General features: G+C 45.9%; 11 protein-coding genes. All 11 read right to left on the bottom strand.

Annotated elements, in window-relative coordinates:
- Positions 1-41: 41 nt before the first annotated feature.
- On the bottom strand, positions 42-776 hold the full coding sequence (locus G8764_RS04355; RefSeq protein ID WP_166162198.1) for an SDR family NAD(P)-dependent oxidoreductase: 735 nt from the start codon (positions 774-776) through the stop codon (positions 42-44).
- Positions 777-892: 116 nt separating this feature from the next.
- Entirely contained in the window at positions 893-2,110 is a 1,218-nt protein-coding gene (locus tag G8764_RS04360; RefSeq protein WP_207951656.1) for a cytochrome P450, read from the bottom strand.
- Between the two features lie 21 nt (positions 2,111-2,131).
- On the bottom strand, positions 2,132-2,707 hold the full coding sequence (locus tag G8764_RS04365) for a VOC family protein (RefSeq protein WP_166162200.1): 576 nt from the start codon (positions 2,705-2,707) through the stop codon (positions 2,132-2,134).
- 96 nt (positions 2,708-2,803) lie between these two features.
- Positions 2,804-3,235 (bottom strand): nuclear transport factor 2 family protein, encoded by a 432-nt coding sequence (locus G8764_RS04370; protein ID WP_166162202.1) that lies wholly within the window; start codon positions 3,233-3,235, stop codon positions 2,804-2,806.
- 55 nt (positions 3,236-3,290) lie between these two features.
- A complete protein-coding gene (locus tag G8764_RS04375; protein WP_166162204.1) occupies positions 3,291-5,327 on the bottom strand; it encodes an acetoacetate--CoA ligase in 2,037 nt (678 codons plus the stop codon).
- A 49-nt stretch (positions 5,328-5,376) separates the two neighbouring features.
- On the bottom strand, positions 5,377-6,252 hold the full coding sequence (locus G8764_RS04380) for a fumarylacetoacetate hydrolase family protein (RefSeq protein ID WP_166162206.1): 876 nt from the start codon (positions 6,250-6,252) through the stop codon (positions 5,377-5,379).
- A gap of 563 nt (positions 6,253-6,815) precedes the next feature.
- Positions 6,816-9,338 (bottom strand): TonB-dependent receptor, encoded by a 2,523-nt coding sequence (locus G8764_RS04385; RefSeq protein ID WP_166162208.1) that lies wholly within the window; start codon positions 9,336-9,338, stop codon positions 6,816-6,818.
- A gap of 367 nt (positions 9,339-9,705) precedes the next feature.
- A complete protein-coding gene (locus G8764_RS04390; RefSeq protein WP_166162210.1) occupies positions 9,706-10,155 on the bottom strand; it encodes a hypothetical protein in 450 nt (149 codons plus the stop codon).
- Positions 10,145-11,188 (bottom strand): phosphotransferase family protein, encoded by a 1,044-nt coding sequence (locus tag G8764_RS04395; RefSeq protein WP_166162212.1) that lies wholly within the window; start codon positions 11,186-11,188, stop codon positions 10,145-10,147. Before G8764_RS04395 ends, G8764_RS04390 begins: the two co-directional genes overlap by 11 nt.
- 23 nt (positions 11,189-11,211) lie before the next feature.
- Positions 11,212-12,315: an Rv3169 family protein gene (locus G8764_RS04400; RefSeq protein ID WP_166162214.1), complete on the bottom strand. Its 1,104-nt coding sequence runs from the start codon at positions 12,313-12,315 to the stop codon at positions 11,212-11,214.
- 345 nt (positions 12,316-12,660) lie between these two features.
- Positions 12,661-13,668 (bottom strand): NADP-dependent oxidoreductase, encoded by a 1,008-nt coding sequence (locus G8764_RS04405; RefSeq protein WP_166162216.1) that lies wholly within the window; start codon positions 13,666-13,668, stop codon positions 12,661-12,663.
- Positions 13,669-13,916: the final 248 nt, after the last annotated feature.

Raw genomic sequence — 13,916 nt, forward strand, 5'->3', positions numbered from 1 at the left:
TGACCACAGGTCCCGCACAAAAAATGCAGCAATATAATAGATTAAACTGATGAGCCACCATCAACCATAAGGTCAGTTCCTGTTACAAAACTTGCATCATCTGATGCAAGATATAAAGCAGCATGAGCAACCTCTAATGGCTGTCCTTTTCGGCCCATTGGTGTCATAGAAACCAATACTGCATTAAGCTCATCGCTATTTTTATCGACTAAGGGTGTATCAATAACCCCAGGGCAAATTGTATTAACACGAATATTAAAATTCGCTAATTCACTCGCTGCGCTCTTTGTTATACCCCTTACGGCCCATTTAGTTGCGGAATAAGCGACCATGGATGGCGCTGCCCTAACCCCCGCTCCTGAGGCGATATTGACAATAGAACCGCCTCCCGCGCGTGTCATTGGTGCTATTACTGCCATAACTCCCAGTAAAACGCCCAACTGATTGACTCGATATTGCAGGTCTATATCCTCCAGCCTGGATTCTACAAGCGGGCCAAAAATTGCAATACCAGCACAGTTAATTAATATATTCAAATGCCCAAACTTTGTCTCAGCAAACGCAGTTGCTTCCTGCCATTGTTCATTATTTGATACATCAAGATAAAAGAATTCTGCGTTATCACCGAGTTCGTCAGCTAAAGCCTCACCTGGCTGACGGTTCACGTCACAGAGCAGAACCTTGGCACCTTGCTCAATGAATAAACGTGCTTGCGCTGCGCCCATACCGGATGAGGCGCCCGTAATTAACGCCACTTTACCTGTCAACTTACCCATATTATTTTCCTCATAACCCATTATAAGCCGACAACAAAACTATAAAATCGTCGACTATATCCTACACCGAAACCAAATACGATCTCGCCCTCAAACCATCTATAGGGCGCCATCAACTATGCCGGAATTAGCCGCAGTGGTAATCGATCCAACAAGTACATATGATTATGCAATTGATATTCTGGCTCTCCAGTTAATTCTATACGCGACACTCTTTTAGCCAGAGCACTAATAATGGATTCAGCCTCAAGCCGAGCCAGCATTTGCCCGATACAGTTATGAATGCCCATTCCAAATGACATACTTGCAGCAGCACCTTTGCGAGTAATGTCATATTCGTCTAATCGTTCGAAGAGGTTCGGGTCGCGGTTTACCGCACATATCCACACGCCAATTTTCATACCTGGCTCAAGCCTGTAACCTGCCACCTCTGTCTCACGTGTGATCATACGATAAATAACACGAAAAGGAGGGTTCAGACGAATGGCTTCATTGAATGCAGCACGCGCCAATTGAGATTTGGCACAAACCAAATCCCATTGACTGGGATGTTGCGCCAATAGATTCAGGGTGTGTCCTATACCACCTATAGTCGAATCGAAGCCTCCTGCAAGAAAAGTCGAAGCCATATTTTTAGCAAAACCTTCCGGCAGATTTCCAGCGTCTTCTGCCTGATATGTAAGATCAGCGATTCCCCCTGGGATAGCACTCTCCCGCGCCTGTGCCTGCTCAAACCATGCAAGATGTGGCTCCGCATCCTTATATGCTTGCATACTCCGCTCGTTCATTGGCCCTTGCATGTTTAGAGCCATCGTCGTGATCGCAATCGCAGGCCCGGGTGGCAACTCTAGACCAACCACTGAAGAAAATACGTTCAATACAAACTTTTCTGCAATGTCACCAACACCGTCCACTTGTCCTTTGTCGAGTAATTCATCAACTAATGCTTCAGCTCGGTCAATAAACATACTCTGGCAGCTTCGTACAAATACAGGTGACATTATGCGCTGCATAGTAGTGCGCGCCAGGGTATGCTGCGGTGGATCCGACTCTAATAGAAAACTAACTGGACGCAACAGACCCGGATCACGAATATCTACCAAGCCTGTTCCCGCACTCGCAATAAAACGCTCGTTATCGTTCAATATTTCGGTTGCTTCAGCCGTATGGCCCACAGCATATACGCCATATTGTGGCACTGATACCACCGGCCCCGCATCACGCAGAGCATCATAGAAGGGAATAGGATTCCGTAAAACCTCGTCAGCGTACATATCGACATTAAATTCTGGCGGCGACATGGCTGTACTATTCGTATTCTTAGGGTCCAGCATACTAACCTCCTAAATATTTAGTTACTCGACCGCGGAGGGGATGGCTATATCCGATGCGGCTGCAATGGCTTCTGCCATAACTTCAGCAAATGGACGGCCCGCTTTATGCCCAACTGACAAAATATCCGGATCAAACGGATGGCCAATAGGGTTAGCGCTAAAGGCCTCTGTTTGAAAATAAGCTTTGCTCTCTTCCGGCGTGCTAAAGTTATCTATCATTAGTTCAACTTCATTGCCGTCGGGATCCTTATAATAGAGCGAGGTGGTCATACCATGATTAATGGGAAAAAACGGCACAATCCCCTGCCCTTTAAGACGCACATAGGTTTCGAGTAAATCGTCCAGGTTCGCATAGCTAAACGCATAATGCCCCAAGCCCACTCTCATTGGATCATGATCCCCAATTTCTGATGGCATATTTATCAACACTAGCCGGTGATGCTCTTCATCAAACGTCATAAAATTTAATATATCGTTCTTAAACACATCCTCCATATGAAAGACCTTACCATACCAACTAGCCATAGCTTCAAATTGTTTTGTCTTTAGAACAATATGCGCCAGTTTCACTGGCACAATTTTCTTGTCTTTAGCCATCTTGATTACCCTCTAGGTATTCTAATAAATGATATATATTTCGAACAAAAGCAGGATAGGATAACGATCAAACTTCAAACCCACCAATACAGTCTTTTAATGTTCTGCCACCAAAACTGGTGCCGCCTTGCGCGAGTGGATTTTCCAACCCTCAACGGTACGCCGATAGGTGTCCTTAAACTCAGCTATCGCCGCGGGCCCGGAACCGAGTTGCGGCAAGCCATTCTCAACAGGTTTGGCGTGGTACAACGTGAATGGCGTTATTGCCTCGGCCTCGTCCTCTTTCACGGATATAAACACAGGTGACCCGCACATATGCCATGACACCGGCGAAACTGGGCGAGCTTCGTAAAAAGCCACTATTTGAGAGCGTCCTTTGGCACTAGCACCAGGTCGCTCAAATACGCCATCTTCAGTAAACAAAGCTGCTGCTTTAGTGTATTGTTTATGATCCAGATAATAGGCAAATTCGTTGCTTAATCTTATGCAAGCCATTTCATCTTCAATAGTAAAAGACTTATTTTTCATTACACCAACTCCTTCAATAAAGTTTGCATCTACCCTAACCAATCCAAGAGCACCATTAGCTACGTTTAGCAACAACATCGGCACGCCGAGAAAATTCCAAAAACCAGGACAGCGAACTCGGGTCTGCCATAGCATCGCGACTTACGGCTTTTTCATGAGGAGTACCCATTATGATTTTACGAATGGGAACCTCCATTTTTTTACCCGTTAAAGTGTATGGGATCACAGGAACCACGTGAATTTCATCAGGCACATGGCGTGGGCTGGCATCTTTGCGTAAACGTGTGGTTATGGCGTTGATCAAATCGTTGGTTAACTCAACGCCTTCCTCAAGGGCAACAAATAGCGGCATATAGAAACCACCATCAGGCAAATCCGCGCCAATCACAAGGCTGTCCTTAATTCCATCAACTGCGTCAACAATCCGATAAATTTCAGCACTACCAATGCGTACACCAAAACGATTCAATGTTGCATCTGATCGACCATAAATATAGACACCACCACGTGCATTAATTTTTGCTTGATCTCCATGACACCAAATGCCAGGAAACACATCAAAGTAACTGTCGTGATAGCGCTTACCACCCTCATCACCCCATAAATAAATGGGCATGCACGGTGCGGGCTTCGCTAGAACCAACTCGCCAATCTCATCGACCAAATCGTTGCCTTCATCATCCCAAACACGAACATCAATGCCGAGCCCACGACCTTGAATCTCTCCGGCATACACAGGCTGGGTTGATACGCCACCCACTAAGCCACTGCAAACCTCCGTCCCCCCTGACTGGGATGAAACCCATAAATCCTGTTTAACTTCGTCATAAAACCATTGAAATACCTCAGCGGACGAAGGCGCACCGCCCAACAAAATATTTTCGAATTTACTTAAATCAAACAATTCTGCCGGGCGCACACCTGCCTTTTTCATATTCTGCACCAATGTCGGACTGGCGCCAAAAAAAGTAACCCCGGTATCCTGGACCATTCGCCACAACATATCGACCCCACCATGCACCGGGCTACCGTCATAGAGCACGGCAGACGCACCGGTAATGAGGGAAGAAACCAGAGAGTTCCACATCATCCAGCCTGTTGTCGAGTAGAAAAACATCGTGCTATCTGGACCTAAATTACAATGGAACGTCATTGTTTTTAGATGCTCGACAATCATGCCCACGTGGCTGTGAACTATTGATTTAGGTTTTCCCGTAGTACCCGATGAAAATAGTACCCATAACGGGTGATCAAAACCGACACGCTCGTAACTGAATTCTTCACGCGCAACCTCGGGACCATTTAGCAAATCACTAAATACATAAGACTTTAATCCTGCCGGCGACTCTGTTTCCAAGCCCATATAGGGCAGCCAAACCAATGTTTCAATGCTGGGAATATTTTTTATAATATGGGCAACTTCAGTACGTCGATCGAAGATCTTTCCGGAAAAGCTATAGCCATCACCCGCGAAAATAAATTTAGGCTCAATTTGGCCAAAGCGTTCCACCACCGTGTTTGCACCAAATTCAGGTGCCGCGGATGACCATATGGCCCCGATTGCGGTAGTCGCAAGCATAGCAATAGCGGTTTCTGGAACGTTAGGCATATAAGACACAACACGATCACCCGGTTTAATGCCAAGCTCGCGTAGTCTGGTAGCCAGTTTTCGAACCTGATCCCCCACCTCTTGCCAACTCATTGTTGCCAGTGATCGAGTTTCCGTGCTGTGATAAAATGCTACTTTTCCTGGTTTTGCTTCAGCTTCATGCCGTAGCAAGTGCTCTGCGTAATTGGTTTTACTGCCTTCAAACCATTTAGCGCCAGGCATTTTTAACTCGTCAATGACACGCTTATAAGGTGTATCTGAGATCACTTCAAAATAATCCCAAATCATTGCCCAAAACGTACTTATGTCTTCGGTCGACCATTGCCACAGGGCGTTGTAATTGGCAAAGGTAATGCCATGCTTTTGTTCAAGCCACTGGGTAAACCTGGTTAGCTTTGCCTTGGCAATAATTTCGTCTGAAGGCGTCCACAATAAATCGCCTTCGGCGACGCTTTTCAGTTTTTTATCGATATCAGAAGTCATAATTATTATTCCTATCCTTTCCACATCGGAAGTGTGCAGCAGAAATCAATTATTGTTCTACTATCTCATTCGCAATCTCATTAACAATGGTATTTTCAATATAACCAATGCCATCTATCTCGATTCTGACAATATCCCCGGGCTTTAAATAGCAAGGAGGGGTCATCAATGCACCCACACCATTAGGCGTGCCGGTAAAAATTATGTCGCCCGGCTCCAATGTCATCGCCTGACTGAGATAAGCGACCTGATCTGCACAACTGAATATCAATTGACTGGTATTAGACTCCTGACGAACCTCTCCATTAACGAGGGCGCGAATCGCCAGGTTTTCTGGATCTATCTCATCCGGTGTCACGATATAGGGTCCGTACGGTGCGTGGGTATCAAAGCACTTTCCCATCATGACCTGATTAGTGTGGAACTGCCAATCTCGAACACTGACATCATTGCCAGCACAGTATCCAAAAATAACCTCATTGGCTTTATCAGTTGGCACATGACGACAGCGCTTACCAATAACAAAAACCATTTCCGCCTCGTAATCGAGCAGCTCGGAAGCGATCGGTAGTTCTACATCCGCGTAAGGGCCGGTAATCGCGGTAGCGGGCTTAGCGAACCAAAGCTGCTTTGAAGGGATTGCCATTTTCCCGTCGGCTTCAGCGACATGGTCAGCGTAATTCAAACCGATACCGAGTATTTTTCCTGGCCGTTCAATTGGTGCCAACAATGTCACTTCCGACAGAAGATAATCAGGCTGCAATCCTGCCGCTTCAATGAGTGGCCGATACTCATCCCAACCCTCAATCAGATCAATCATTTTCGAAGGTAACGATTCAATACGGGCATTTAAGTCGCTAACTGAATCACCAATAACTAATCCGAGGGCACATTCTCCACCCACTGAAAATCTTGCTAGTTTCATACCAAGCCCTATTGTATTTGTTTAATTTGGCAACTACGCTTTACACACAAAAAATAGCCTAAACCAAATAATATTAACCCTGGATTTCTTGTAGGATTTTTCTTGTTGAGTTGTTCAAGTAACTGATGATTTGGCAAGTGATACAAAACACATTGATCACTATATTTCGTCGATTGTTTGCTCTACTGCAACGACAGTAACATTAAGTCTCGCTTATCAACTGTAGTTATGTATCAGAAAATCGTATATCTATTAATCTATTATCAATCTGAGGAGTAAACATAGCCAGCCAATAATGCGTATGACTACTATCAACTACACCGATGACCTCCGGCCGAACTGATAGCCATATTGCCCACCAACGTCCACAGTTTCTCAAGGCATCGCCAAATCAATCTATCAGGATATAGATCGTTTCCCCCAAAAAATTGTCGTCCGATTTGCAACCAAAAGTTTCCCCAGGCATGTGGTACAAAGCAACTTACCGCTTTGTAGGTTCTAGCAGATTAATTCAGATAAAAAAAAGCCCCCGGGATTCGAGGGCTGTTAGATGTTACTGGTTATTACATTCTCAAAGAGAGAGACATGCCATAAATGGCGGGCTTGGAAGCATTGCGATAGACTGAATCACCAGTAAAGATCGTGTTAACTATGTATTCGTCAGTCACATTACGACCAAAGAACGTCAGTCTCCAGCGGTCATCGGTGGCAGCCACTCCAGCGCGCAGGTCAAGTGTGGTGTAACTGTCCATCTCAAAATCATCGGCCACTAGCACACTGTTCTCAAATGTTGTGTTCATTGAATCTGAGTAGGTGAGTGAGCCACCAATAAAGCCAACAACATTACCCGTCACGTCAAACTCGTACTGGACATTAGCCACGGCGGATAGTTTAGGTGTGTAGGGAAGAGTGGAACCTTTAAAGTCACCGGTATAGCCACTTTGGTTATAGATCGCACTGCCATCAGGGGTGGTACTAAAACTGCTAGTCACTTCTGAATCCAGATAGGTAGCGCTGGCAGACAACACCAGCCCATCTGAAGGTTGCGCCAGCACTTCTACCTCCACACCAAAGATTTCAGACTCTGGTACGTTCAAAAGCTTTTCCAATAAACCGAAAACAGGGTCCAGAATTCTGGCGCGTAACTGCTTATCAGTGTAGTCGTAGTAGAACGTAGAAGCATTCAGTTGGACCGAGTCCCCGATAGGCGCTTTTACACCAATTTCATAGGCCAATAGCTCTTCCTGAACGGCTGGGGCATAGGCGCTGGTAACAGCAGGTGAGAGACCGCTGATAATTCCTGCCTTGTAACCCTTACTGATTGTGCCATACACAAGTGCGCCTTGGTCCAAAGCGTAATCTAGCCCAAGTCGCCAGGAGACATTATCTTCTTTCAACTCCTCCTGATTAGGCGTAATACTTGGTCGTAGGTAACCTGGATCTGTTGGCGCGACTTTATCATTTAAGACGTAACATTCACCGGGGTTTACAACCACATGATTCGCAGGGTCAAGACCAAAAGCAGTTTGCAAATCATAGAAGCCAAAACCTGGAACTATATCTGCGTTGCCGAAGGTCTTGCTTACGTTCGAATCAGCAGCATCTGGCGATTGAAAATTGCACTGTTCACCTTCCCGATTGGATTCGGTATAACGAATACCCGCATTGAATTTCAGACTGTCGGAGAAACTATACTCAACATTGGCGAAGATGGCTGTGTTGTCAATTTCTTGCTTAAGCAGAGCATCTAGCTCGCTGAAACGTAAACCGGGTAATGATTCATTTAGCGGACCATAAAACAAATCATAGTGTATACTGTCAAACATCTCCGTTTTGTCATAATTCAGACCGACAATGGCATGCATATTGTCGGTATCGTAAGCAATACGGATTTCCTGACTGAAAAACTCAATATTACCTGTGATTGTTTCATCCAGAACTTGAGCAACAGTGGCATCACCATCAACATAGTGTTCAATGTCCTGCTCCATGTAGGTGCTGATAAAGGTCAGCGTCATTTCGTCACTTAGCCCAATATCGCCACGCAGGGCTATTTTCTCAAATTTGTCGTTTCTGTCAGTTCTGAATCCGGGAGTCCATTCTGCTTTACGCGGGTCATCACCAGGGTCAACAGTAGTTAGGTAGTCAATAGTTTGTTGCTCACCAGCAGCCATCCGGCTAAACATCAATTCCTGCTTAGCCGCAAGGCTTGGGTCATAGCCGGGGCTGCCGGGGGTGGTATACGCGGCGTACAACGCCGGATCAACAATGGCGGCAGGGTTGCGTGCATCTGGCGCAGCGACGATGTTTAATCGATTGCCCGAATATTGAGACTGAGCGATATCAGACTTGTCATGATTGAAGGCCACGTTAAGGCCAAAGGTGGCTGAATCTGTGGCATCCCAATTTAACAGTATGCGGCCTGAGAGCTTGTCTTCAGCACCATTCTCATCACTAGGGCGACTAGCACTAACTTGCCAATCGCCGCCTTGAACAGTGTTTAGAGCTATACGGCCCTGCAAGCTGTCGGTTAATGCACCACTGGCAAAACCAGAGATAGCTGTACGACCAAAGCGCTCGTAGCTCACGTCTACACCAGCTTCAAATTCATCAGTGGGAGCATTGGGGATGTAGTTAATGGCACCACCAGTAGAACTTTGACCAAATAAAGTACCCTGAGGACCTTTGAGTACTTCTACCCGCTGAACATCCAGGTTTGCGTCACCCGCCATGGAGGGATAAGGCAGAGGCACCTGGTCCACATAAAGTGCGACTGAGGGCGATGAGGCTAAACTGTAGTCGTATAAACCTACCCCTCGCAATGTATAAACTGGCATTGTGAACGATTCGGTGGCATTAAATCCCGGAACAATTTTTGCCAGGTCTGATGTATCAGTAACGCCCTGAGCCATTAGCTGATCGCCTGAGGCAGCAGAAATAGTCATACCGACGTCGTTGATAGATTGTTCACGCTTCTGAGCGGTTACAATAACCTCTTCAAGTGCAGCATGGCTTACTCCTGAAGTGACGCAGGCACTGAAAGCACCGCAGATTAAAAAAGCGCGGTTCATGGGCTTAAGTTTCATTGTATTCCCCTTTTATATGATGCGTTTTCGCATTATTGGTTTTAATCGCTGCGTACAGGTATAGCTAAAATCATTTCGCCTTGTATTTTTAATCTTAGCGATCGATGCAAGCTAGCACTATCGACTGATTGGTAAGCGTACCTTTTAATAGCGCCCCCCGGAAACGGATGTTCGATATACCTACTATCAATATTTGTTATAAGTATTGCTGATTCGCAGGCCTCAATTCATTAATAGATCGTGAATTTTATTCGTCAATAGGCGGAATCTCAGGGCTGCCGCTTCATACGCATGTCAACTTGGTCTACAAACTTTTCCCCCGGCCAGGCCGGGGGAACTCAAGCAAGATCAACCAGAAAACACTTTGTCAACCCATAGACAACATTTCAACAGCTCGGCGCTGCGCAGAGGCTTCTAAATGCCGTAAATACTTAATCTCTAAGCTCTGCTCTTCTGCACTTTGACTGCCTTCAATATACGCCTGCACTTCGATGAACAGGGTATTTAGCTGATCGTTTAAAGCAGCCACATCGCGCACACATAGAGAGGGACTTTGGAGCGCAATTGCTGCTTGTAATTTAGCGGCTAGTTCGGCATTCGAAATAACTTCAACAGTAGACTTAAATAGAGCTTGCAACGCCAGGTTATCATTGTAAAGATTATCGACTTCCGCATCACAGTATTGCGCCAAAAGGTTGCAACCAATTGCGATAACCGCCGCTCTACCAGCGAGGTAATTACCGTCCAATGCCGGGACGATGCTGGTAAAAAGATCAGTTTGGAAAGTGGTTAATATGTGGCTTGCATCAGTTCGCATAAATTACACCCGCCTGTATTTTAATGAGTTTCTCGATGGTCAGCCGCTCGTGCCATGAATAAGGCGCTATACCTGTAACCAGCAACATGGGGTCCGGATTGGCGCCACTCTTAAATTCTTTGGCTGCTGTTGTCCAGATTCCCAGGCCCTTAACACAACTGAACAACTCCCACCATTGCAACGCCGCTTGGTCTATCTTTATGCCGCTGCTCTGCTCAAATATTCGCAAGGCTTCTTCACGCTGAATTAAGCCTCCAACACGATTAGGTTGCTTGAAACCCCAAATAGGATCAATTGCCCAACACAAATCTTCAAGCGGGTCACCGATATGAGCCATTTCCCAATCGAGAATAGCCGTAATATCACCCGCTTCATTGGCCATAAAGTTTCCAGAACGATAATCGCCGTGAACCACACAGGTTTTTACTGGAACGGGCGGCGGATTGTTACGCAACCACCGAATTGCGGCTTGTGCTATCGGCTCGGGCGATGGCAACTCGTCAATCACCTGTTGCCACCGATTTAATTCAACACTCCAAATTTGATCTATAGGCGTTGGCGCCAATATACCCACAAGACCAAGCTCTTCTGGGTCTTGCCTGACAATCTCGCCCAGATACTCAAACATTTGCCGACCCGATTTTTCCCGATTTTCACCGTAGGGCTCGTTTGAAAAGGGTGAGCCAGCAGCGGAATCAGTAATCTCCGAGGTCACAATAAATGCGCGATCAAGCCAACTGGCATCTTCTTCCAGGTACAAAGCTTCTGGCACTGGTACACTCGTTTTGGAAAAGGCTTCAAATGCTCGAAACTCGGTTTCACTTTCGGTATTAATCAAACCCGCAGCCGCCTCGCGCCGAACAATTAGCCCGCGATTTATAGTCTCACCTGCCTCTTGCCATTGCACTTTCATACGATAGGTTTCACGGCTGGCACCACCGAATATTTGACCTACGGATAGCACTTCCACATTCGATACCTGAGGCATTTTATGCTGCAGGTAAGCTGCAAACTGTTTGTCAATCGAACTCATTCTTATTCTCCGCTGGCAATAAATTAAAACAGGCCTTTCAATCCTGTTGGCTCATGATCACCAAAGAAGGCCTGTTCAAGCACACCACAGCCCTTTGAAACCTCACCATTTGGTCGAGTCATTGTCACTTCAGAAAACTGTTGAATATGTGAATAAAGCGGCGGCAGTGATGAATCAATATCAGCGGTAAGTATGGTGTCATAATTGATAGCCAAGGGGCCTTTATTAAAACCGTGACCATAATCGGGATGCTGATACCCCAAACCAGACATATAAAACTTCCACTTTAGGTCAAATTCTACTTTGGTGATACCACCGTCAGCATCTGTCATATAGGCAGTGGCTGATTTAAGGTGGCGGATATCGTCACGCATAACTATATCCCATTCAAGCTTCTTCATATGCTCAGGCTGGGTATCATCGCCCAATCCACCAACAAGACCACCGACATTCCACGAAGTACCGTCACTTTCCTGGCTATCGTGAAAGTGCACCCAGGTATCATCAAAGTTCAGTGGCGCCCAAAGCCAGAACGCCTGCAAATCTTTTACCGGTGGAACCTCCTGCGGGTCAGGCAGGCCGACGTTATAACGAACTCCCCACGAGCGGTCCCGAGTACCACGGACATTTTTACCCTCAAAATCCGTACGCTTACCCTTAATATCAATCCAGCCTGTGTAATCACCGTTCTGGGTTAACCGGGTATAGTCAAATACAGTACGGGGCCCCTGCCGCTTGGTAAACCGAGGCTCTTCTACCACAGGTGCTCTACCGGAAAACAGCACATCAGCGGTAATACCAAATTCGTTGTCATTAAGTCTAACGCGCAATTGCTTTAGTGGCTCAACCACTTCCACTTCGAGCGGGCCGACTACGGTGTGCATTCGCTCCATATTCATATGACGTGAGACGCGAACATTGTGCTGCACCCCGTCAGAAACCACAGAAAATGTGCCATCCATGATATTGAGGTTGGGATATACACCAAAAGCAGCGGAAAAGAACACGCTACCATCACGACTGTACCCGTTGAACCAATAGCGATCATAATAATTTCGGTCAGTGCCGGCATAGGCTATTGGATCAGACGTTTGATGCACAGGGTAGTCGTCATATTTAGTTAGCATATTCAATTTCTCCGTTAAATATTTATTTTAAAAAAGATGACATCGATTGATAACTACTTGGAATTATGCATTGTAGATATTTGTGCGCCATAAAATTACAGCGCACCGGTAAAGGAGAAAACATTTCAGAAATGGCCTTGCAATGCGTTATGGATAGCCTCACTACGAAAGCCATTAGGTACCCAACGACAGAGACAACCCCTGCATTAATTTCCGATATTTCTAATAGCTCTTTATCCAGCCAAGGAAATCTTTTCTTTTTATAAGACCTTCTTACAACATTATTAATGAAATCAAATCTAGAAACCATAATGTTTTCATTATAGTAGCTATCAATACTGTTGATTACAGATAATCACGTAGCTGTATGAGCTTTTTTCCCGTATTACGACCTGCATAGACATCCACCAGCGCTTGCGGTGCACCTTCTAGCCGATAGCCGATATCTTCTTGATAATGCAGCTTTCCATCAGCCAGCATGGCGGCCAACACTTCGACGACACTATCAAGCTTGTCCATGTGATCAAAAATAACAAAACCTGACACGGTCAAACGCCGGGTTAAAATTTCCCGCTCTTTACGTGGCCCTTCGGGTGGCGGCACCCACGAAGGAATAGATATCGTGCCACATTGAATAATACGGCCAAACCATGCCATATGCTGGTATACCGCATCACCAATTACGCCAGCGACATTATCAAAAAACACATCAACACCATCGGGACATGTTGCCCGCAACCCTTCATCTAATGGTTTGTGGTAATTAATAAAGGCATCGTAGCCGTAGTCATCTATACAATGCTGACCTTTTTCGTCTGAACTGGTTACGGCTACGGTTCGGCAACCTTCGAGCTTAGCTAACTGCCCGACAATACTGCCTACCGCACCCGCTGCCGCCGTCACTAGTACCGTATCACCCGCTTTGGGTTTACCAATATCGTGCAAGGCAATATAGGCGGTTAAGCCGTTCATACCCAGCAAGCCAAGATTAGTCGAAAGCGGTGCACGCCCAGGGTTGATGCGCAAAAAAACCAGTGCAGCGGTAGCAACACAATAGTCTTGCCAGCCAAACCAGCCGTACAAATACTCACCAACGGCATAGGAATCACTGTTAGATTCCACCACACGCCCTACAGCAACTGCCCGCATAACGCCACCAATAGCTACTGGTGGGGCATAGTTATTTTCATCGTTTACATAACCGCGCTGCGCCGGATCGACTGATAAATAGATATTTTCTACCAAAAACTCACCCGCTTGTAGGGCAGGGATATCAGTATCAATCAAATTAAAATGACGAGGTTGCGGTACGCCAACAGGCCGTGAGCTAAGTATAATTTGTCGGTTTTTCATTACAATTACCTTTTTAGCCATGCGGATGCGGGCGTAAATTCACTTTGGTAGACACCTAGCGCCACTCGAGCTTGGCGAGAGATTGGATTAGCCGAAGACAACTTAACAGCCAACGATTCAGGTACCCTCTCAATCGTTTCATTTATGTGAATCATAGCGTTAGACTTGACCACCTACACCCCTATAGCTACTACCCATCAGACTATATATTCGGCTACAACAAATAGGACAGTGAATATTTTATATAA

It is taken from the genome of Pseudomaricurvus alcaniphilus (genome assembly GCF_011440395.1).
In the GTDB taxonomy this organism is placed as follows: Bacteria; Pseudomonadota; Gammaproteobacteria; order Pseudomonadales; family Cellvibrionaceae; genus Pseudomaricurvus; species Pseudomaricurvus alcaniphilus.